This is a genomic window from Afipia sp. MLSD5-FHT05B12 (genome assembly GCF_058793355.1).
Window position 1 is genome coordinate 232,873 of the sequence record NZ_JBXAFS010000001.1, and the last position, 21,467, is coordinate 254,339.

At 56.3% G+C, this 21,467-nt stretch carries 16 protein-coding genes; 9 read left to right on the plus strand and 7 right to left on the minus strand.

The features are described 5' to 3' along the window. Window positions 1–18 precede the first annotated feature (18 nt). From AC1Q6J_RS00975 to AC1Q6J_RS00995, 5 genes are all read left to right on the plus strand, one after another. The gene (locus AC1Q6J_RS00975; protein ID WP_492277451.1) at window positions 19–1,956 is read left to right on the plus strand and encodes a hypothetical protein; all 1,938 of its coding nucleotides are present in this window, start codon (window positions 19–21) and stop codon (window positions 1,954–1,956) included. A 63-nt stretch (window positions 1,957–2,019) separates the two neighbouring features. Continuing rightward, a complete protein-coding gene (locus AC1Q6J_RS00980; protein WP_492277452.1) occupies window positions 2,020–4,179 on the plus strand; it encodes a type I secretion system permease/ATPase in 2,160 nt (719 codons plus the stop codon). A gap of 63 nt (window positions 4,180–4,242) precedes the next feature. Continuing rightward, window positions 4,243–5,604 (plus strand): HlyD family type I secretion periplasmic adaptor subunit, encoded by a 1,362-nt coding sequence (locus tag AC1Q6J_RS00985; RefSeq protein WP_492277453.1) that lies wholly within the window; start codon window positions 4,243–4,245, stop codon window positions 5,602–5,604. A gap of 59 nt (window positions 5,605–5,663) precedes the next feature. Then, window positions 5,664–7,262, plus strand: a complete 1,599-nt coding sequence (locus AC1Q6J_RS00990; RefSeq protein WP_492277454.1) for a GNAT family N-acetyltransferase — start codon at window positions 5,664–5,666, stop codon at window positions 7,260–7,262. A 35-nt stretch (window positions 7,263–7,297) separates the two neighbouring features. Continuing rightward, complete coding sequence (locus tag AC1Q6J_RS00995; RefSeq protein WP_492277455.1) at window positions 7,298–9,877, plus strand: putative Ig domain-containing protein; 2,580 nt, start codon at window positions 7,298–7,300, stop codon at window positions 9,875–9,877. A 32-nt stretch (window positions 9,878–9,909) separates the two neighbouring features. On the opposite strand, the gene AC1Q6J_RS01000 is transcribed toward AC1Q6J_RS00995, so the two are convergent. Both AC1Q6J_RS01000 and AC1Q6J_RS01005 read right to left on the minus strand, forming a co-directional pair. Beyond that, the gene (locus AC1Q6J_RS01000) at window positions 9,910–13,068 is read right to left on the minus strand and encodes an efflux RND transporter permease subunit (RefSeq protein WP_492277456.1); all 3,159 of its coding nucleotides are present in this window, start codon (window positions 13,066–13,068) and stop codon (window positions 9,910–9,912) included. A 14-nt stretch (window positions 13,069–13,082) separates the two neighbouring features. Continuing rightward, window positions 13,083–14,282: an efflux RND transporter periplasmic adaptor subunit gene (locus tag AC1Q6J_RS01005; protein WP_492277457.1), complete on the minus strand. Its 1,200-nt coding sequence runs from the start codon at window positions 14,280–14,282 to the stop codon at window positions 13,083–13,085. A 196-nt stretch (window positions 14,283–14,478) separates the two neighbouring features. Between AC1Q6J_RS01005 and AC1Q6J_RS01010 the strand changes: the two genes are divergently transcribed. Then, the gene (locus AC1Q6J_RS01010) at window positions 14,479–15,288 is read left to right on the plus strand and encodes a cysteine rich repeat-containing protein (protein ID WP_492277458.1); all 810 of its coding nucleotides are present in this window, start codon (window positions 14,479–14,481) and stop codon (window positions 15,286–15,288) included. 17 nt (window positions 15,289–15,305) lie between these two features. Here AC1Q6J_RS01010 and AC1Q6J_RS01015 read toward each other — a convergent pair whose 3' ends face one another. Beyond that, window positions 15,306–15,809: a hypothetical protein gene (locus AC1Q6J_RS01015; RefSeq protein ID WP_492277459.1), complete on the minus strand. Its 504-nt coding sequence runs from the start codon at window positions 15,807–15,809 to the stop codon at window positions 15,306–15,308. Window positions 15,810–15,865: 56 nt separating this feature from the next. Between AC1Q6J_RS01015 and AC1Q6J_RS01020 the strand changes: the two genes are divergently transcribed. Both AC1Q6J_RS01020 and AC1Q6J_RS01025 read left to right on the plus strand, forming a co-directional pair. Continuing rightward, window positions 15,866–16,087, plus strand: a complete 222-nt coding sequence (locus AC1Q6J_RS01020) for a cysteine rich repeat-containing protein (protein ID WP_492277460.1) — start codon at window positions 15,866–15,868, stop codon at window positions 16,085–16,087. A 70-nt stretch (window positions 16,088–16,157) separates the two neighbouring features. Further along, window positions 16,158–16,370 (plus strand): hypothetical protein, encoded by a 213-nt coding sequence (locus tag AC1Q6J_RS01025; protein WP_492277461.1) that lies wholly within the window; start codon window positions 16,158–16,160, stop codon window positions 16,368–16,370. A gap of 57 nt (window positions 16,371–16,427) precedes the next feature. Here the strand turns inward: AC1Q6J_RS01025 and AC1Q6J_RS01030 are convergent, their stop codons facing one another. From AC1Q6J_RS01030 to AC1Q6J_RS01045, 4 genes are read right to left on the minus strand one after another with little or no spacing between them, the layout of a single operon-like run. Next, on the minus strand, window positions 16,428–16,841 hold the full coding sequence (locus AC1Q6J_RS01030; protein WP_492277462.1) for a hypothetical protein: 414 nt from the start codon (window positions 16,839–16,841) through the stop codon (window positions 16,428–16,430). Between the two features lie 2 nt (window positions 16,842–16,843). Continuing rightward, entirely contained in the window at window positions 16,844–18,079 is a 1,236-nt protein-coding gene (locus AC1Q6J_RS01035) for a glycosyltransferase family 4 protein (RefSeq protein ID WP_492277463.1), read from the minus strand. 4 nt (window positions 18,080–18,083) lie between these two features. Further along, window positions 18,084–19,364: a glycosyltransferase gene (locus AC1Q6J_RS01040; protein ID WP_492277464.1), complete on the minus strand. Its 1,281-nt coding sequence runs from the start codon at window positions 19,362–19,364 to the stop codon at window positions 18,084–18,086. Next, window positions 19,361–20,140, minus strand: coding sequence for a WecB/TagA/CpsF family glycosyltransferase (locus AC1Q6J_RS01045; protein WP_492277465.1), 780 nt, complete (start codon window positions 20,138–20,140; stop codon window positions 19,361–19,363). Before AC1Q6J_RS01045 ends, AC1Q6J_RS01040 begins: the two co-directional genes overlap by 4 nt. Before the next feature lie 136 nt (window positions 20,141–20,276). On the opposite strand from AC1Q6J_RS01045, the gene AC1Q6J_RS01050 reads away from it, so the two are divergent. Further along, window positions 20,277–21,455, plus strand: coding sequence for an endo-1,4-beta-xylanase (locus AC1Q6J_RS01050; protein ID WP_492277466.1), 1,179 nt, complete (start codon window positions 20,277–20,279; stop codon window positions 21,453–21,455). Window positions 21,456–21,467 lie beyond the last annotated feature (12 nt).

Consider the following 21,467-nt stretch of genomic DNA (forward strand, 5'->3'; position numbering starts at 1 on the left):
CTGACATAGGAGGCTCCCATGGTACCCGGCGGCATAACCGAAGTAGTCTGGCATTTCGCAGGATACCTGCAGATTATAAATGACATCGCGCGAGACCGTATCGAATACGACCCGTCTGCGTTCCGGAGCTTGAAAGACGATTACGTCACGCTGCGCCCGAACTACGAGAGCAGTCCAAATCTGGATCTTCTCGACAGCAGAGGCCTGAAAGTGCCGGAGGCTGCGCCGTTTGCGGAATTTCATATCCCCCGGATTCTCCCGATAAAATCATTGAGCCCGCCGCCGCCGCAGCCGGATCTGGATTCTGACGGGCAGGGTGGCCTTCCCCGATTGTTTGCGCCCCGGGGCGCCGCTGGCGGAGGTGGAGGCATAGAGTTCAAGATCACCGTTCAGTATCAGGAAGGCGGCCAGCAGACCGAGCTTGAAATCAAGCAACACAACTTCATGTTGGACGACGACAATCTTCTCGCGGGGGCTTGCAGTGACAGCATCGCATGTGACATTGCGCGTATTGCAGCCGACGCCGATACGATCCTGCAACGGATGGCGGAAAACGCCAACGATCATATCCCCGCTGAATGGTCGATGCCGCAGGGCAACGCGGGCGCGATTGAGTTTATCAAGGCCTATGATGATGGTTTGGTCTCCCGGGACGGCGCTCCGGATTCTCATTCCGTTGAACCGGGTTACTATCTGAACGGCGCGCTTCAGACTCCCGCACCAGAGCCCCCCGACCAGTCGCCGCTTCCGGAGCCAGTACCTCCGCCCGATCTAGGTAACGGCATCGGGCAATGGGCAGAGGTTGGCGCGAACGACAGCTGGAACGCCACTTTGATCGTCGACCTGAGCGAGTCTGGCCGCTCCATGATCGTGATGGGGGACTATTTCAAAACAAATGCGATTTTTCAGACCAACTCGCTGATGGATCACGACCATATAGACGTTGCTGGCGGCAACGCACTGCCCATCGCGAGCGGCGACAACAAAATGGATAATATCGCCGATTTCGTTCAGCATCCCGGCATTTATGCTGAACTGAAAGCCACGTTCGCCGGTCCGCATTGGAACGTCGATGTGGTGGACGGAAATTACTACAGCATCCACACCATCGTGCAAATGAACTATCTGTCTGATAACGACATCATCGTTCAGGAAAGCTCGGACACGCACTACGAACTCTATAGCGGTGGGAACGAGCAGGGCAATCTGACCGAGATATTCGACGGCTCGATCCACTATGATCTGATTATTGTCGCCGGCGCCTATCATGGCATGAACGTGATTTTCCAGAACAACATCCTGTTGAACAGCGACATGATCAAGTTGCTGGCGGAGGGTTCCGATCCGTCACAATCTGTTGTCTCAGGTCAGAACGAGCTGACCAACTCGGCGACAATCGAGAATTACGGAGATGACAACTTCCAGCCGATGAGTGACAAGCTGGAAAGTCTCGTTGCCGCTATGGGAAACGGTTCGACTGTACTCGATCCCTCCTATGGCACCTTCGTGGATGGATCCGGTGGTGTCTTCAACGTGCTATATGTCAAGGGCGATTATTATGACGTCAACGCGATCTGGCAGACCAATGTAACGTCAGATGTCAACGTCATGCTTCAGCTTATCGGTGCCCCGTCCGCAGCCGCTCTGGATCTTCATCCAGACGGTGCCGAAGCGCAGTCCGTAGTCAGTGGCAAGGATCTTCTAACCAACGATGCTGCGATTGTCGATGTCGGCGCGACCAATACCTACGTGAACGGTCAGGTGTACGGCGATACGATCCTTGTGCAGGCAAATCTCTTGCCGGACGACAATGGCAATATGCTGGTTCACGATACGCAAAGCCTGGTTCCGGAGCTGATTGCCTTCGTCAACGACAGCCAGGACGAGACGCCGGAAGCGCAACCCCTACCAAGTACGACGGTCCAGGAAGACCCAATAGCAAGCGTCTTGCACTGAACGGAGGCGGCTCAACGTGAGAATGAAGGCAGAATCTGATCGGCGCTGTGGAGGTTGGGGCTAATGACGCGGGGCGACAATGAACCTCACGACGAAGCCAGCGCATCCGCGCATTTAACCGACGAAGAGTGCGCGAAACTGCGTACAGCGGAGGTCGTCCCGTTCCCCGCCCGGCACGATACGGACGGCACGCACAACGACGTGCCGAATACGGAAGTTCTTGAACCGGCAGAAGATCAATCCGGAGTGGCCGTTGCAATTCGGCAAGCTCTGTCTGCGGCAGATAGTGCTGCCAGGCGATCGGATGATCCTCCTCAGACAGAAGTGGCGAAGATACCGCCGGAACCACTAAGTGATGCGCGACCGCCGGGACGCGAGTCGCTGACCAGTACCGGTGCGCCGGTCCCGTCGGTAGTGAATGGAGGCGGGGGTGGAGGCGGTGGAGCGTCGAATGGCGGAGGAGGCGGTGGAGGGGGCGGCGGTTCTCCGCCTTTGCACAAGCGTTCCAGCGACAACGAATTCCGCGATGTTCTCGGCAAAGGCCTGGCCAATGCCCGGCGCAATCTTGTGACCGTCGGGATATTCTCCGTCGCCGTCAATCTTCTCGTCCTTGCGATCCCCGTCTATCTTTTCAACATGTCGGATCGCGTGATGACGAGCAGAAGCACCGACACGCTCGTCATGCTGACGATGATCGTCGTGGTGGCTATTGCCGCGCATGTCTTGATGGACATGATGCGCCGGATTATCCTTATGCGCGTTGCGGTCGAAACCGAAGCGCGGCTGGGTGGTCCTGTTCTGAGCGCCGCGGCGAAAGCGGCGCAAGGCGGATCAAGCCGCGAGTTTCAGACGTTGGCTGACCTTCAGCATCTCCGTGCATTCATTACCGGCCCGGTCCTGCTTACGATGTTCGACGCGCCGGTAGCTCCCGTGTATTTCGCTGTGGTCTTCCTGATTCATCCGCATCTCGGGCTAATCGTTCTGTCGTCCGGCCTGGCCCTCATGGTTGTCGCGATACTCAATCAGAAGGTTACCGCCATTCCGTTTACGCGGGCGAATGCCTTTGGGACCCGCGCCAACCTTCAGGCTGAAGCGATGGCGCGTAATGCCCAGGTCATCAATGCCATGGGGATGATCCCGGAGGGCGTTCAGGTTTGGGGCCACGAAACGGTCGAGTCCTTGAAGGCGCAGGTTGCGGGGCAAGATCTCAACATCATGATGACGGGAATCTCGAAATTCCTGCGCCTCTGCACACAGATCGCAATTCTAGGCTGGGGCGCCTGGCTGGCTTTGGAGAGTCAACTGACCAGCGGAATGATCATTGCGGCTTCAATCGTGGCAAGTCGCGCCCTTGCTCCAATGGAAGGTACCATCGAGGGTTGGCGCGGCTTTGTTCAGGCTCGTTCCGCATATGGGCGTGTCAAATCCCTTCTGCATAATTCTCCACTGAACATGGACCGGTTGCGGCTTCCGCGTCCGCAAGGCCACCTCAGCGTGGAACGCATTCTGTATGTTCCGCCGCCCACCAAGAAGGTTATTCTGAACGGCATAAGTTTCCAGCTGCAACCAGGAGAGTCGCTCGCGATCGTTGGCGACTCCGGAACGGGAAAAACCATGCTTGCGCGCATGCTTGTGGGCTCAATCATCCCCACAGCTGGCAACGTGCGTCTGGATATGATGGACCTTCGCAACTGGGATACGCGGCAGTTTGGCGAAAGCGTCGGCTATCTGCCCCAGGACGTCCAGCTTTTCCCGGCGTCCATCAAGGCCAATATCGCTCGCATGCGCAAGGATGCGATCGATGAAGACATCTTTGATGCGGCAGAAACGGCCGATGTTCACGAGATGATATCGAGTTTCGCGCAAGGGTATGAAACCATCATCGGCATGGATGGAAGCCCGTTATCCGGCGGTCAAAGGCAGCGAATTGGGCTCGCGCGAGCCTTCTATGGCAATCCGCGTCTGATGGTTCTCGATGAGCCTAATTCCAATCTCGATGCGAACGGAGAGCGGGCGCTGGCAAAGGCGCTCATTCGTGCAAAAGAAAAGCGAATGACGGTCGTGACGATTACGCAGCGAGCCGCGCTTCTCAGAAGCGTCGATAAGATCATGATCCTCAATAATGGCTCGGTTCAGGCGTTTGGCACGCGCGACGAAATCATCCCGCTCATTACCGGACGCAAGCCGAATGGCGGGGACGGGCCACCGATGCTGAATTCTTGATGAGGACTAAGACCGGGCATGGCGAGGCGCGATTTGAGTTAACAGAGCTATCGAGGTGTTGTGGTGTCAGGCAAAAAGCTCATTGCGCAGGGACCGGTACCTGAGGGTACTTGGTACGATACGCTTCCACGATCGACACGGGTGCCGACAGTTGCCGGCATCCTTATTGTGGCGATGACCGTCATGGGATTTGGCGTATGGGGCAATATGGCTCCGATTGCCGGCGCCGTTGTTGCGTCGGGTGTATTCGTCGCGACCGGACAAAACAAGATCATTCAGCATCTTGAAGGTGGTGTCATACGTGAAATCTACGTGCGCGAGGGCGATATTGTTGAGCAAGGACAAGTGTTGGTTGATCTTGATGAAACCGCGCCGCGCGCCGAACTGCGCCGACTGTTTCTCCGCCGTACACGTTTGACAGCGATGGATGCCCGATTGCAGGCCGAAATGCGCGAAGCCAGTGAGATCACATTTCCCGATGAATTGAATCAGACCCTGAATGAACCTGAAGTGAAGGAAATTCTGGAGAGTCAAAAGCTCACCTTTACCGCTCGCAGGAACAACATGAACAGCGATATCGCGGGCATCAATGAGGGGATCAATGCGCTAAACGAAAGAATTCAGGGTTCGAGGGTTCAACTGGGTGGCGTTCGTCGTCAGATCAAGTTCATTGAGGAAGAAATTGAGGCAAAGGAATATCTCCTGAAGACCGGACTGGTGAGGAAGCCGGAGGTTCTATTGCTGCAAAGAGCACAAGCGAATCTTGAGGGAGAGGTCGGTCGGATCATGGGCGATATAGGCGACGCCAAGGAGCGCATCGCTAAATCTCTTGAACAGATCAACGGCGTCAAGAAGACCGCGATCAAGACTGCGGTTGAGCAGATGCATGAGGTGCGCGGTGAACTCGTCGATGTGCGCGAACGAATGCTGAGTGCCAAGGGTGTGTTGGATCGCATTCGCATTTCGGCGCCCGTCAGAGGCGTTGTCGTCAAGCTGCGGTATCATACGCATGGCGGTGTGATTGAAGCCGGCAAGAGCATCATGGAGATATTGCCGCTCAAGGATGAGCTTATCATCGAAGCCCGTGTGCGCCCGCAGGACATTGACAGCGTCAAGCATGGGCAGCACGCAACGGTTCGGCTCACCGCGCTCAATCAGCGCATTACGCCGATGGTGTCGGGAGAGGTCATCTACCTTTCGGCCGATACACTCGCCGACGAGAAGAAATCCCAACAGGTTGGGCCGACCGACATTTATATTATCCGCGTCAAGCTGAATACCGAGGAGGCCGGGACTATCCCGGGGTTCAGCCCGACGCCGGGGATGCCGGCAGAAGTCTACGTCAAGACGTCGGAACGGACTTTTTTCCAATACATCGTGAAGCCGATCCACGACAGCATGACACGCGCGTTCCGCGAGCGATGAGGAATGATTTTACGGCCTTGATAGATGTCGGCATGGAAAGGTTTAGACGTTGATTTGAGATGTCGGGCATCACAAGTGAGGGTCATACCGTGCGCATTGACGTCATAAATACGTTGCCGGATTTTGCCCGGCTGGAAGAGAACTGGAACGCTGTCTATGACGCGGATCCGGACGCCCAGTTGTTTATTTCCTGGAAATGGCTTTCGGGCTGGCTCGCGCAGATATCCAGCCCCTGGCTTGTCCTCGGAGCGAAAGCGGACGACAGGGCAGACGCTCCATACGTGGCCTTTCTGCCGTTACGGATTCAGACGAAACTGGAGAACGCGCGCTTTCACAATGAATTGAACATGGCCGGTAATTTCTCAGCCGACTATACCGGCATTCTTTGCGCGCCAGGAGCGGAACATCAGGCCATCCCCGCATTCGCCCGGCACCTGAAACGAATGAACTGGGCGCGCCTTAACCTCGAGAACATTCGCATGTCGGAGCCGCGCATCCGGCTTCTGCTGGCGCATTTCCCGAAAGCCAATTTTCAGACCAGCGAGATCAACCGTATCGGAAAGGTCGACAACATAGACAATCATCTGTGCCCGTTCGCAGCGCTTCCGCCGAATTGGAATGCATACCTCGATACGTTAAGTGCCAACACCAGACAGAAGATCAGGCGCTTGTTGAGGCTTGTCGACGAAACCGGCGAGTATCGCATCACCGTGGCAACTCCAGAAACGATTGAGCGGGATCTCAATACGCTGCTTCGATTCTGGGAAACAAAATGGACACCGCGTAAAGGTGACCTCGTCCATACTCTGGTGCGCTCGAACCGGGCCATGCTGACGCGAAGCTTCAGGGCGGATCTCTTGTTCTTGCCGACGCTCTGGAAGGAGGATCGGCCACTCGCTGCGCTCGCGACACTGATTGACAAGCGCAAGCACTCCTTCCTGTTCTACATGACTGGACGGGACGAAACTTTCGACGGTTCGCCGCCGGGTGTGATTTTACATGCCCACAGCATCCGGCATGCAATCGCCAGCGGATTCACCGAGTATGATTTCTTGCGTGGTAACGAATCCTACAAATACTCATTCGGCGTGAAAGAGCGCCGCATCCGGTATGTTCTTGTGGGCACCAAGAATGGACTGAATCTCGGCGGCAAGCTCGATCAGCGAACCATTCCCGAGGTCTTGAAAGAGGCAACCGAGCTTCACCAGAAAGGTAAGCTTGTGGAGGCCGAACAGGGTTACCGGCAAGTTATTGATACCGAGCCGAGAAATCCGGACGCAATTCATCGGCTCGGTCAGTTGCTGGCTAATAAGGGCGATCACGCCTCGGCGAAGCGGCTCTTCAAGACGCTGACGACGATCAGGCCGGATATTTACAAACCGTGGCTCTGTCTTGCGCAATCGTGCGATGCGCTTGGACAGCATCTTGAATCCGCCAACGCTTATCGGGAGGTCATCCGGTTGAGGCCAGATCTGCCTGAGGCTTTTGGGTGCCTGGCGGCGATACTCGTCAAGCTTGGGCGGATCGAGGATGTCAATGCGGCGCTGGTCGTTGCTCTCGGACAGTCTGAAAGCGCACCTAAGCTGAATGGTCGCAAGCCGAAAGCACGGCGTGCCGTCAACGGCGGAATGGAGCAGGGCGAAGCAGCAACAGCATAGTCACGGATAATGTGAAACTGAGGCACGAGGTCCACATGAGTAGCGATCTCAGTATGCAAGGGTTGGTCGGGACCACGATCTCAGACGGCTTTGTATTCGCTGCGGGAGAGGCAGGATGCCATGCCGCATGCGCTCCAGCAACTTTTGTCAATTCCGGGCTGTTGTTTTCCGGACACTATGACCGTGTCGGCATTGATCTGGTTATTTCCAGCGAAGCTGAAAGCGTCATTGTTCAGGAATACTTCAAGGGCGAGTATCGCGCGTCGTTGATGTCTCCGGAAGGAGCAGGCCTTTCCGGGCGCGTGATTGAAGCGATGACGGCGAGGGCCCAATACGCCCAGGCCGACCAGATCGCCGGCGCAGTACCAGCTGTGGGCAACGTCGTGAAGGTGAGCGGCACCGCGGTGGTTACGCGCAATGGTGTTCCTGTCGAATTGAAGCAGGGCGACAGGCTTCTCAAGGGAGACGTCGTCCAGACCGGGCCGGATACCACGATTGGTATCAGCTTCGTTGATGGCACCGCGCTGGGCCTTGCATCGAATGCCCGCATTGTTCTGGATGAGATGACGTATGATCCAAACGGGTCGTCCAACTCGTCGCTTTTGAGCCTGATACAGGGAACGATTACCCTCGTTGCCGGGCATACCGCCAAGTTCGGGAACATGCGCGTCGAAACGCCGGTCGCCACAATGGGTATCCGGGGCACTGCTATTATGGTGGAAATCGCCGCCGATGATGGACCGAGCAAGTTCTCCGTGCTGAAGGAACCGGATGGAAAAATCGGATCGTTTCAACTTTACGACAAGGCAACTGGTGAACTTATCAAGGTGGTATCTCACTCCGGCCTCGTGACGATTGTCACGCCGATTGGTGCGGGACAGCCAGTCTCCGCTATCGATCAACTCAAATCGCTCGCCGATATCCAAAGCGAGAAAAGCCTCATTCAGCAGGTTTTTCAGATTTACTATCCCAACTACAATCCGGATGGCCCGGGAGGTGATAAAACTGGTTCCAGCGTGAACCCGCTTGCAGGTTTTGCCAGCAACTCCTTTGGCCGAGGAGTTGAATCCGGTGTGCCAGGATTAATCGCGCTTGCAAGCGGTGTCGCCATCATACCGATTATCGCGACGGCGCAGGATCTCTTGATTTTCCCGGAAGCCCCCCCGGCTCCGGTGGTGCGAGCGATCGCAGTCGCAAACGTGGTGGACGTCCAGGCGTCGCAAGGTCCTGTCGAACGAAACTTTGCCATCAGTGATCAAGTCACGGTTTCAATCAATGGGCAGGTCGTCGATCAATCGGCGGGGCGATACGTGCCGGGCACCGCCACCGTTAGGGGCGTGGAAAGCACGGTGCCGACACCTCAAGGCGTCGATCTCGCCAAGCTGGTGTATGTCGATCCCGCAACTGGCGTCGTGACCTATGATGCGAGCCAATTCGCGTTTCTGGGTGTTGGGGAATCGGCAATCTATACGATTGGCTTCGATAGCCAGCCCGGAACATCTATCGTTCCAGAAACGCTCACGCTGACCATCAATGGATTGAACGATAAGCCAACTGTCGAGCATCCGATTCCGGATCAGCGGGCCAAGGAAGGCTGTAGATTCGAATATGTTATTCCGGCTTGTGTATTCGCCGATCTTGATGCCAACGATACTTTGACGTTTCGCGCGACATTGGCGAATGGCGATCCGCTTCCAAACTGGCTCACATTCGATCCTGTATCGATGACGTTTTCCGGAACGCCACCGAAGGGCGAGGAATGCGTTATCCATATCAAAGTTATCGCAAGCGACGAGCACGACGCCACGGCGGTTGACCAATTTGACCTCGTTATTGCGGATAGCCACCACCATCACCATCACCATCGCCATCATCATTTCCACGACGACGGCCCGAATGACGCAATTGCCGCAAATGATCAGGATTTCTTCTTGGCAAGCGAGGGCCGTGAGCTGACGGCAGGAACCAGCGACGTCGCTTCGAATGATCAGGGGCAGGACAACCACAAATCCGAGGCGAGAGGTTCGGATTCAGCCGGGTGTAATGAAAGGTGTTCCCGGGATCCTGATCGCTCAGTTTCGTCAAGAGACATGGCTTCGGCATCTCCGGGAGAACACGTTTCGCATGAATCGTGGTCGAGCGAGAGGCACGGAAGTAGCGCGATTGACGCGCGGGCGATCGGATCGGCTCAGGTACCCACTTCGACAGACTTCGATTCAGGCCGTTCTATCTCCACGGATCTGCAAACAAGCCAGTCACGTATGATGACCGACTATTCAAGCCAGAACAGCTCATCTCACCATAGCCACAGTTTTTCAAGCATCGGCCACACATTTTCGTGGAACGGTACATCGCACCAGTACGACAGTTCAGGTCGAGAGAGTTTCGATTTCAGATCGGACCTCGGCTCCAACACCGATTACAATGTTCGGTCGACATCCGAGCTTATGCAGTCCGAAGGATCGTGGTCTGGTAACGAGGTTGATGTGGCCGCTCTTGTTCAAACCATGACAAGCTTCGACCTTTTCACCAGCCATGATGATCAAGGGATAACGGCCCGGCTCAGTTCATCGATAGAACTTCACACGCATCAGAGCGATTTTCACTTGGCCTAGGCAGGTATTTGAAAGCAAGACGGCTCGGGTCGTTAAGGTCCTGCTATGACCGGTTGTGAGGCGGCTTTCTTCGCCTTACGCGCGGCAAGCCAGTTCTCGAGCCGCTGTATCATGACAAAGAATGTTGGAACGAACAGAACCGCGAGGCAGGTGGAAGCGAGCATTCCGCTGAACACGGTGATGCCGATTGACTTGCGGGCGCTGGCGCCAGCGCCCGTCGCGAAAACCAGCGGCGCCACACCGAGGATAAAGGCGAACGATGTCATCAGGATTGGCCGGAACCGCGCCCGTGCGGCTTCGACAGCGGATTCCAGCAGCGGTTTGCGATCCCGGACGTGGAGTTCGAGCGCAACTTCCACAATGAGAATAGCGTTTTTGGCTGACAGGGCGATCAGCAAAATCAGCCCGATCTGTGTGTAAAGGTTGTTTTCGATTCTCAGCCCCGTAAGGACCGCCATCGGCCCGAGCAGGGACAGCGGCACGGCTAGAATGACTGCAATCGGCGCAAACCAGCTTTCATACTGCCCGGCCAGAACCAGATAGACTAGCAACAGGGCGAGGCCGAACACGTAGTAAATCTGGCTGCCGACAGCTTTCTCCTGGTACGACATCGCCGTCCATTCATAGCCCGCGCCAGGCGGCAGGGTCTTGTCGGCGATTTGTTCCATCAGCGCGATAGACTGGCCGGAACTGTAGCCTTGCGATGGCAGTCCGATGATGGTCGCGGACGGGTAAAGATTGTAGAGGCTGATGAGAGAGGGGCCCACCGCCGGCGTGATCGTCGCGATCGTGCCGAGCGGGATCATGGCGCCCTGCTGGTTGCGTATTGTCAGGTTTTCGATGTCCTTGGTGGTTAGGCGAAACTGCGAATCGGCTTGCGCATAGACCTGAAAGGTGCGCCCAAACTTGTTGAACTGATTGACATAGGACGACCCGAGATAGGCGGCCAAAGTCGAAAACACCTGATCGGTTGTGATGTGCAGTGTTTGCGTCTTGATCCTGTCGACCTCGACGTCGAATTGCGGAACCATGGAGCGGAACGGTGAACTGACGCGCTGCAACGCACTCTGTGTCTGGGCGTTGGCGACGACCGCCTGGGTAACGGCCTGAAGTTTTCCAAAATCGGAATTTCCGTCGCGCAGTTCAACCTGCATGGCGAAGCCGGCGGCATTGCCGATGCCCTGAATGGGTGGGGGCGGAAGCACAAAGATCCGCGCCTCCGGTATCGCTTCGAGCTTCTGGTTCAGCCCAACAACGAGCGATCGCAGATCTTCTCCGGGACCTCGCGTATCCCAGTCTTTCAGAATGAGGTATGCAACACCGGCATTGGCAAGACTTGAGCTATTGTCGAGTGCCGATATGCCGGAGATACCAATGACTTGTGCCACGCCGGGTGTTTTGCCGGCGATCTCGGTGATCTGATCCAGTACGCGCTGGGTGCGGTCGAGCGCTGCACCATCCGGCAATTGTACCGCCGCCAGCAGATATCCCTGGTCCTCGATCGGGATAAATCCGGTTGGCACGCGGGACAGGCCGTAGCCACCGATAACAATCAGGATCAGTGCAACGATTAGCGAGACATTGCTGTGCCGGACCATCCGATCGATGACTGAGGTATAGCCTTTCTCAATCCGGTCATAAACCGAGTTGAAGCCGCGATAGAGCCAGTTGCGTTGCTCCGGCGAAACCGGGCGTCGAAGCCAGAGTGCGCATTGCGTGGGCTTTAGAGTCGCAGCGTTGATCGCGCTGATCAGGGCGGTTGCAGCGATCACCAGCGCAAATTGTGCATAGATGCGGCCAGTTAGACCGGGCAAGAAGGCAGCCGGCAGGAACACCGATACCAGGACCAGCGTGATCCCGACGATCGGCGCGAACAACTGATCCATCGCCTTGATCGCGGCATCGTGGCCGGACATACCTTGCTCGATGTTGTGGGCAGCTCCTTCAACAACGACGATGGCATCGTCGACCACGATTCCGATCGCGAGCACGATGGCGAACAGTGTCGACAGGTTGATCGTGAAGCCAAGCGTGGCCATCGCAGCGAAAGCGCCGATGATAGTGACTGGAACAGTCGTCGCTGGAACCAGCATGGCTCGCCAGTCCTGCAAGAACACCAGAATAACGATGAGGACGAGAAAGCCAGCCTCGATCAGTGTCTTGTAGACTTCGTGAATCGACGCCGAGACAAACGTCGTTGTGTCGAACGGGATGTCGAACTTCACATCCTGCGGGAATCCGCGCGCTAACTCGGTCATCTTCCTTTTAACGGCTTGTTGGACTTCGAGCGCGTTCGCGCCGGGCGACTGGAATACGCCGACGCCGGTTGAGGGCTGTTTGTTAAGCGAAAATATCTGGCTGTATGTCTGAGCGCCAAGTTCGACGCGTCCAACGTCGCGGACTCGCGTGACATCGCCATTATTGCCTGTCTTGACGATGACATCGGCGAATTCGGTTGTTTCATCCAACCGGCCTTGCACATTCAGTGTGTATTGGAATGCTTGCCCCTGCGGCGTTGGTGGCATTCCGACCTGACCGGCGGTGACCTGCTGACTTTGCTGCTGAATCGCCTGAATCACGTCCTGCGGCATCAATCCGAGTGCCTGCAACTTGTTCGGATCGAGCCAAACGCGCATTGAATACTGGCCTGCGCCGAAGACGTTCACGCTCCCTACGCCGGGCAGCCGTGACAGCTCGTCCCGGATACTGATCGTTGCATAATTGCTCAGGTAGAGGCTGTCGTATGTGGCATTCGGTGACGTCAGCGTCACAAATAAAAGGATCGCTGTCGATTTCTTCTGGACCGTGACGCCTTGAGTCTGAACAGATTGCGGCAATTGCGACAGCGCGCTGGAAACCCGATTCTGAACCAGCACCTGCGCGAAGTCGAGATTGGTGCCGATCTTGAACGTCACCGTGAGACTATAGCTCCCGTCGGCGCCGCTGTAGGACTGCATGTAAAGCATGCCCTCGACGCCGTTGACCTGCTGCTCGATCGGCAATGCTACGGTATCAATGACGGTTTTGGCGCTGGCGCCGGGATATCGTGTTGTGACCTGTACCGTCGGCGGCACCACATCGGGATATTGTGCGACGGCAAGGCCAAGCAGGGCTACGCCGCCGATCAGGATCATCAGGATCGCGATGACGTTTGAAAGCACTGGCCGTTCGATGAAGAATTTCGAGATCATGGCCGTCGTCGGTCCTAGTTCGCCGAAGCGCGAGGCAGATCTGTCTTTTGCAACTGGGGGTCTACCTTTTGGCCGGGGATTGCGCGGAGCAGACCGGCGATGACGATACGGTCATCGGCCTTCAGGCCGGTCTCGATCACACGCAATTCACCGTCGAGAGGTCCGATCTGAACCTTGCGTTGCTCAACGACATTTTCCTTGTTGACGACAAGGACATATCGTCCCGCCTGGTCACTACCCAATGCAACGTCAGGAATAAGCAGAACATCTTGCTGCCTCTCGAGCGGAACGCGAACTCGCACATAATATCCAGGCAGCAATATCCGGTCAGCGTTTTGCAGAACACCGCGTACTGCAAGTGTACCTGTGGATTGATTGATCGTCGGTGCGGCGTAATCGAGCTTACCTTTGTGCGGATAGCCGTTCTCAGTTTGCAGGCCGACTTCGATCGGAGTTTCCCTGAGATCTTTCGGTGTCAACCCTTTCTCTGCGGCGGCCGCACGTATCCGCAGAACATCCTGTTCGTTGACGTTGAAATTCACGTAGATCGGATCGAACTGGACGATTGTCGCAAGCTGGGTTGGCGACGCCGCGCCGACCAGTTCGCCAACCGAGACGAGGTGCGCGCTAACGATCCCGTCGAAGGGCGCTGCCACATTGGTGTAGCCGTAGTTCACTGCCGCGATTTTGGTGTTGACCTGAGCCTGCTGCAGATTGGCCTGGGCATTGTCACGTGTGGAGGTGGACTGATCAAGTGTCGCCTGCGAGACGACCTGACGGGTAACCAGATCCGACTGACGCTTGAAGTCGGACTCGGATTGCTTCAACGAAGCCTGCGCGCCGGCTTCGGCAGCCTGCGCCTGTTCGAGTTTCAATTTGTAGGTTTCAGGTTCGATCGTGAATAGCGATGTGCCTTGTTTCACGAACGCACCGTCTTCATAGCTGATCGACTGGAGAACACCTTGAACACGGGCTACCAGATCAACTGACTTGAAGGGGGCAGTGTTGCCGGTAGCTGTCAGGTAGCGTGTAATTGTGCGCTGCACTGGAACGCTAACATCAACCTTCGGCGGCGGCGGTGGTACAAAACTATTCTGTTCGCAAGCGGTTAGCGCGGCCAGCGAAAATATGACCAGAGGAATACGCTGGATAGAGGATGCCTTGTGCCAAGTGGCACCGGAAAATTGAATACCGACCGGACACGAAGCTTTCATTTCGATGCCCTATTCAAAATTTCTTTTCGCGGAAATTATTCCGCTTCGGGAACGACGTCCGCCACCATGGTTATCAACAATCCACTTGCGGTGGAACCTAAAAGAGAAAATGATGCCGCCGGGTAGGAATTTTCCGACAGTTTTTTTGAATTGACTTTTATTGCGAGCGCTGTCTCTCCAATAGGGGTTTCTTTAAATGATCGACACGTTGAAACGTGCGGCAGCGCTATTGTCGCTCACTGTAATGATCGGTTTGGTAACGGCAATATCAGCCGTCTCTCAGGAGCCTACCGATGAACAACGAAATGCCATTCGCTCTGCGTGTCGATCAGACTATGAAGCGAATTGCGCCAGTGTGCCGCCGGGTGGTGCCGCGTCGTTGCAGTGCTTGCAGAAGAACATGCCAAAGCTTTCCGGATCCTGCCAGCAGGCGATGAAGGCGATTGAACCGGCTGCTGCATCTAAGGCGGAATCCGCTCCGGCACCTGCCGCACCAGCGAAAGCTGCTGCGCCGGCCGCGGCTACAGCTCCTAAGACGGCCGCGATCACACCAACACAAAAGCCGACCGACGCACAGACCGCAGCAATACGCAGCGCCTGCCGTTCCGATTATCAGAAGAATTGCGCGAGCGTTCCACCCGGCGGAGCGCCGGCATTGAATTGTCTGGAAAAGAACAAGTCGAAACTTTCGGAAAGTTGCCAGCAGGCGGTGAGCGCGGCGAGCGGTGCTGCCGCTACTCCGGCTGGAGGGAGTACGCCGGCGGCGTCAACGGCAGCGAATCCTGCGGGAGCGGCTGCGGCGGCTTCAACGCCTGCACTTGTCTTGCGGCCGATGCGGCCACGCGAGGAATTGTTTGTCTTGAGATCCGCATGCGGCGGTGATGTTCGTGCGCTTTGTGGTGGCGTCGCGCCCGGCAACGGCCGCATTGTGCAGTGTCTGGCCGTGCGAGCTGGTTCGCTCTCACCCGCGTGCAAGGATGTGCTGGGCCAATTCGCGGCGCAGTAATCTTCGCACCGGCGCGATTATTCACCACGAAAGGCAAGGATCAACTGGACCAGCCGGACGCTCAAGACGATGTAACAGAGCGACATGACGATCTGGTAAGCGATATGCCAGCTCAGCTTTGAAAGCTTGTATAGACCGTCGAGAAAATTGAGGAAGAGAAGAACGATACCAAATAATTCGACACCACGGCCGATGAGACCGTGGCGCAAGTAACCGAACAGAAGTATGGCCGGGTCAGTACTGGAGACATGGGCACCCGCCGATATGATCAATGTCGCCACGATCATTTTCTCGACATGACCAAACATTTCTTTCGAGGCTTGTTCGATATGTTCAGCGTAGAATGTAAGCCACTTGGCTCTGATATTCTCCATGGTTTCCCCCTGCGGCTGCAGTCGGCATTTGACGAGCTGGCTTTGAGCGATTGTCTGATCAGAGAGTCTAGGCCGCCTCAGTACAGCGGCTCCCTTATCAGGAAGCAAGAACCCCTGCTTGTCGTTTCCCCAAAGCAGTGGCGGCATGGCGGTAGATTACGCCCGCTGCATATGTCTTCTTGTAATCGAAAAGGAGTATGCACATGCGATATGCCATATTGATTGCCGCCCTTTTGTGCGTTTCCGGAGCTGCGTATTCGCAGGATTTGACGGCCGAGCAGCGCAGCGCTTGCATGGGTGATTATGAAAAATTCTGTAAGGGCATTGAGCCGGGAGGAGGGCGAATTATCGCTTGCCTGTCCAAGTCAAGCGACAAGCTCACCGCTGGATGCAAGAAAGTATTGGTTGCTGCGGAGAAGAAGTAATTTGCGCCGTGTCAACTCGCTCTTGAGAAGATTACGCCAAGATCAACCAAGATAGCTTTGGGAGTCCGCCGTGCGCTCATTCCTGCTTATTGCTTTTGCCGTTCTGGCATTTTCCGGAACAATGATTATCGAAATGACGGACGCCAACGCGGTTGTGTGCGCGTGCGGCGTCTATCGTGCGGGCTGTGCCGGGGCCCGGGGAGCGGTTGTTGTGCGCCGTCCGCCGGCGGTCGTCTGCCGCACGGTGTGGGTTGACGGTGTGCGTGTGCGCCGCTGCAGATAGTACGGGCCGGGCTTGTTGCTTCTCAGTCTCTCGCCGTCGGTCGGTTTGATCAGAGGATCAAGATGATGAATTGCCTTTTATCTTCCGGCAAGGCGTCGATGCGGTGGACGAAATTCGCACAATGTTTGTGACAGACAGGGCCTGAAGAAGATCCTTGCGGTTGAGAAACCGCAGGGTGCCGCGCGGATAGGCGTCGCAGAATGCCGAAAGTGTCGCAGCTGTCGCCGCTACGTTATCCTGCTTCGGGATCACGGCGATTCCGCCATCTTTCAGAATGAAGGCGTCCTTGACATTCGACATCCTGACGGTCGCAAGGCAAATCTTGAACAGGTTTTGGTAGGCTTGCGGAGATTGCGTTAGGTCTCCGCCAAGATTCCCAAGCAGATAATCCCGGCTCTTGGTGCAGCTTTCAGCATGCGCGGATCTGCCCGCAATCAGGATCATGGCAATCGCCACTGTAAGTGTTCGCATTGTTAGCGGCCAGCGACCGCCGCGTGCGGCGCGGGATCTTCGCGAGATACCGGCTTGGCTATGGGAGGTGGCCCCATCTTCCCGATATCAACTCGCCGACTGGACCGCGGCAAGCCGTAAGTTTCGGCCGCACAACGTTCCCACGACAGCGCGCGGGCATGTGCCGCCGCGCCAGCCGCGAGAATTGAGCGGGTATTGCTGTCTTCGGCAAGTTCGACGATTGCCTGAGAAACGGCTTCGACATTGGGGTCAATGAGCAGTCCCGTCTCGTCAGCAAGAACGGCATCGGAAACTCCACCGATCGCCGTCGCGACGCTTGGCAGGCCGCCCGCGCCGGCTTCGAGATAGACCAGACCAAAACCTTCGACGCGTCCAAGCGAATCCGGAATGCCGGTCAGACAGAAGAAATCGCTCGCGCCATAGATGTCGCGGATTTGTTCGTTCGGCAGCGATCCGAGAAGATGAACTTCGCAATCCGTCGTCTCGACCATGTCGCGGAATTCATCGACATAGTCCGCTTCGCCGTTGGGGCCAATCACGAGCCAGGTGATGCGCTGGCGTAGTTCGTCTGGCAGGCGCGACAGGGCCGCAAGGGTCATGAGATGTCCTTTGCGGCGCGTAAGACGGGCGACCGTCACCATGACTATCTTGTCCAGCCCGACACCATAGGCGTGACGTGTCGCTTTGCGGCTTTTACGCGGACCGAACCAGAAATCCGAGACGCCAAGCGGAATCGCGGAAACGCGTTCGTCTTCAATTGTAAACCGCTCGCAAAAGAGCTCTCGTGTAAACCGGCTGTTAGCGGCGATCTCGGTTCGCGGTCCGAACACGCCCGCGGCGCGAATCGCGAGCCGTTTGAGCGGCGTCTGTGTTTCATTGATTTCCGAACCATGGACGGTCATTAGCAATCGCGCCTGGGTCCGGTGCCGCGACAGCGCGAGTGGAATGAAGAACGGCCAATCCGCGGCATGGATGACATCGTAGTCCTCAATGCAAACCCGGTCACGGGCGATAAGAATCTTCGCGGGAAGATTCCGCATCGAATGCAGTCCACCGTGAAAGCGATGGAGTTCGAATGGAAGCGACTTATCCATGTCCAGCGAGTGTTCGGAGTAATCGGGAGCAACCACTGTGACCCGCGCACCGAGTTCGGTGGCCGCCGCTGCGATTTCCCGTGCATAGGTACCAATTCCGCCTGTCGCCGGCGCGAATTCACTCGTCAGCAAGAGGATGTTCATGCGCTCACCCCAAATAGGCTTGCGGAGTCACCAAGCCCCTCGTGTTCTGAATTTCCTGGTGATAGCGAAAGACGCGAGCGAGCTGCGTACCCGGCGTAAAGGTCCGAATACTGGTTGCGATACGGGTTGAATCCATTTCACCCTTTGCAATGGCGTTACGGACATCGATAAACCTGTGGACGAGGCGCTCCACCATGTCGTCCTTTGAATCACTCCGCGGGACCAGATGCCCGGCCTCGCCGTCACGGATCACCGCCTCAAGTTGAGGCAGATGCACGGCAACGACAGGGCGTCCCACCCCAAGGGTTTCAAGAACAAATCGCGGCATTCCCTCGAACTCGGATGTCAGGATGCCGGTATGGACTGACGCGAGCGTTGCAGCCATTCCAGCTGCGTCCTTAAAGCCGTGGCGAACAGTGATGGATTCGATCGCCGCGAATTCGGAGAACCGGTGTGGATCGCTTGTCCCTATGTAATGGAACTCGACCTTGTCCTGCATTACCTGGCGCAGGCGGTCGATAGTTCTGAACATTAGTGCCGGGTCCTTGAACTCATCGAGACGGCCCGCAAAGACAACACGGAACGGTGTCGTGTCGCGGGGTAGAGGCTGGGGTTTGAAGATATCGGTATTGACCCAGGTCCACAGCGTGTCGATCTTTTCTTTCTGCCGGGGATAAGTTTTCTGAAGGCGTTCAGTGATGTAAGGGTTCACGCACAGGAATTTCGCGCTCGTTGCTATGGCGAATCGCTCTCCCGCGTTGTGGACGAACGAGTATCTGCGAAGTAGTGAGTCCATCTGGAGCTTTGGAACACCTTCGCCGTGAAGCATCTGGACGAACGGAAGGCGGAGGACTGCCGGCAGCCACGAAAATTCGACGCGGCGCAGGTCGATCGAGCATCGCCTCCTGCGAATCAGCCTGGAAATCAGGCCGAAATTACGCAAAAGCGCGACAAAGAACTGTCCCGTCAATGACGAGCGGATTGTTCGGGCGGCCTCCCGCGCCTGACTGTCAGAGTAGTGCAGAATGGGCAGAAAATCGAACGAGCGGCTTCTAAAGGTGAGCTTATGGATCTCTCCGAGCTTCAGGTCGCCGATGGAATCGGTGCCGATGAAAAGCAGGTCGGTATCGGTCGGGTGAAAGGTGATGAAATCCCTGATATAGGTTTCCAGGCCGCCGACTTTTTCACCGCGTGGATCGAATGGATGAATCAGGCAGATCTGATATCGCGTGCCGGCGTGGCTTGCATTGCGGGCGCGCTGCGCCAGTGTGACTGTGGATGTCATGCCGCCTTCCTTGTCCATGCACTTACGATTTGTGGAATGCTGCGCGCCACCAACCGTGGAACGATAGCTATGCAGCGCGCGTAGCGTGGCCCGAGCCGGCGAGGGTTCCGCAGCATTCGCCACGCCCACTCAAGGCCTGTCTTCTGAGTGATTCGCGGTGCGCGATCCTGTGTATGAGCGATGAAGTCGAGTGCCGCGCCGGTGCAGAGCAACCCAACTCCTGGAAGTCTGTCGAGACAGCGCGCGGCGAAGACTTCCTGCCGGGGTGCGCCTAGCGCGATGAAGCAAAGTCTCGCTCCTGATCTTCGAATGCCGTCGATCGCGCGGTCAGCTTCGTCCGAATAAGGATCGAAACTTCCACTGGGCGCATAGTATCCGGCGATCTGAAGCCCGCTGAAGCGGCGTGATAGCCGCCGCGACGTTCTGTGAAGTGTGAGCCTATTCGAGCCGAGCAGATAGACAGGAATTCGGTTTCGGTTGGCTTGCTCACAGAGAGGCTCCACAAGATCGGCGCCGGTTGTTCTCTGGATTTGCGCACCCGCGAGACGGCCAAGTGCGACAATGGGAAATCCATCAGCAGTTACAAAGCGGGCACGGCGATATGCGGCGCGAAAGTCCGACCGTCGCTGCAATTGTACCACGTGATCGAGGTTGAGCGTACAAACAATGAAGCTGTCACCGGCTTGGGTTGCCGAGACGATCGACGAGACGGCCTGTGGCATGGAGAGAATGTTGATGGCGATGCCATCGACGGTCACATCGCTCGATCGATGCATCTCCGACTCCAGCATGTCTATCCCCCTGATGACAATGTGGTCGAGTTACGCCTGCACAAAACTTGAACGTCATTGGTGACGGAACTCTGCTTACCAAAACATCCTTCTTGATAAGCATCGTCACGAAAACGCACCAATGCGTCGCAACGATGGCGTCTCGTTTAAAGACCACGATGACGATGAAACTAAATCATTCTCGCGATGGAGATCTGCCATGCACCAGAAGTTGTCTCGCCGAGAAGCGATAACGATCCTCGCTGGTGCGGGAGTTACCATGCATGGCAGTAAGGCATCAGCTGCGACGAATGACAGTCTTGGCGCAATTGCGGCAGCAAATGGATTCGTATTTGGCGCTGCTGCGGGGCCTGTCATCGATAAGGATCTTGCTTATCGCGATCTCTATAAGACACATACACGAATCGTCACGACTGACATCGCCATGAAAATGGGCACTATCGCGCCGCAATCTGGACCAAAGCGGTTCGAGAGCGCAGATCGTTTGCTGCAATTCTGTGCAGGAAACAAGATTCCGATGCGAGGGCATTGCCTCATTTGGAACGAGTGGGTTCCATCATGGATCAAGAGTATGAGCGTGCCGGAACGGATGGCTTTCTTCGATAGGTACATAGAAGACGTCGTCGGCCGTTACGAAGGAAAGCTGCAGTCATGGGATATCGTCAATGAGCCATTCTGGCCGGGACACAAAACGCCGGGCGGATATAGGCTCGGCCCGTGGTATGAGGCATTCGGAACTCACTATGTTCAACGTGCGTTTGAACGCGCGGCGCTGGTCGATAAGAAAACAAAATTTGTACTCAACGAAGCTCAGACTGAGCGCGACGATGCCGTCGGCCGTGCCGTGCGCGAGGGGCTACTGCGTCTGGTGGATGAGCTAAAAGATTCTGGCGTACCGTTGCATGCCATCGGTCTCCAGGGCCATCTTCAGCCACGCTATCCATATGATGCCGGGCGCTTTGCCGATTTCGTGCATGCGCTCGCCGAACGCAAGGTCGACATCTACATCACGGAATTCGACGTGCGTGACGATACCTTTCCGGACGACGTTCCGACCCGCGACGCCATGATTGCGGATGCAGCCGAGAAGTTTCTCAACAACGTTTTAAGCATACCCGCTGTTAAGATGGTGATCACGTGGGAGCTTGCCGACAACTACTCGTTCTATACGGATGTCGCCAGGAAAAAGAACCCCTTTGCCGAGCGCCTGCCGCGACCGTTGCCGTTTGACGATGCCATGCAGAAGAAGCCGTTGTGGTTCGCGATGGCGCGCGCCTTCAAGAATGCGAAGAGAGCATAATCGCTTTCGTGC

What these genes read in the sequence shown, in the direction of transcription:
- AC1Q6J_RS01000 (WP_492277456.1), bottom strand. Translation starts at nt 13,068, where the DNA reads ATGATCTCGAAATTCTTCATCGAACGGCCAGTGCTTTCAAACGTCATC.
- AC1Q6J_RS01035 (WP_492277463.1), bottom strand. Translation starts at nt 18,079, where the DNA reads ATGAACATCCTCTTGCTGACGAGTGAATTCGCGCCGGCGACAGGCGGA.
- AC1Q6J_RS01015 (WP_492277459.1), bottom strand. Translation starts at nt 15,809, where the DNA reads ATGCCGCCACTGCTTTGGGGAAACGACAAGCAGGGGTTCTTGCTTCCT.
- AC1Q6J_RS00995 (WP_492277455.1), top strand. Translation starts at nt 7,298, where the DNA reads ATGAGTAGCGATCTCAGTATGCAAGGGTTGGTCGGGACCACGATCTCA.
- AC1Q6J_RS01045 (WP_492277465.1), bottom strand. Translation starts at nt 20,140, where the DNA reads ATGCATCGATCGAGCGATGTGACCGTCGATGGCATCGCCATCAACATT.
- AC1Q6J_RS00975 (WP_492277451.1), top strand. Translation starts at nt 19, where the DNA reads ATGGTACCCGGCGGCATAACCGAAGTAGTCTGGCATTTCGCAGGATAC.
- AC1Q6J_RS00980 (WP_492277452.1), top strand. Translation starts at nt 2,020, where the DNA reads ATGACGCGGGGCGACAATGAACCTCACGACGAAGCCAGCGCATCCGCG.
- AC1Q6J_RS01010 (WP_492277458.1), top strand. Translation starts at nt 14,479, where the DNA reads ATGATCGACACGTTGAAACGTGCGGCAGCGCTATTGTCGCTCACTGTA.
- AC1Q6J_RS01030 (WP_492277462.1), bottom strand. Translation starts at nt 16,841, where the DNA reads ATGCGAACACTTACAGTGGCGATTGCCATGATCCTGATTGCGGGCAGA.
- AC1Q6J_RS01020 (WP_492277460.1), top strand. Translation starts at nt 15,866, where the DNA reads ATGCGATATGCCATATTGATTGCCGCCCTTTTGTGCGTTTCCGGAGCT.
- AC1Q6J_RS01050 (WP_492277466.1), top strand. Translation starts at nt 20,277, where the DNA reads ATGCGTCGCAACGATGGCGTCTCGTTTAAAGACCACGATGACGATGAA.
- AC1Q6J_RS00990 (WP_492277454.1), top strand. Translation starts at nt 5,664, where the DNA reads ATGTCGGGCATCACAAGTGAGGGTCATACCGTGCGCATTGACGTCATA.
- AC1Q6J_RS01005 (WP_492277457.1), bottom strand. Translation starts at nt 14,282, where the DNA reads ATGAAAGCTTCGTGTCCGGTCGGTATTCAATTTTCCGGTGCCACTTGG.
- AC1Q6J_RS01040 (WP_492277464.1), bottom strand. Translation starts at nt 19,364, where the DNA reads ATGACATCCACAGTCACACTGGCGCAGCGCGCCCGCAATGCAAGCCAC.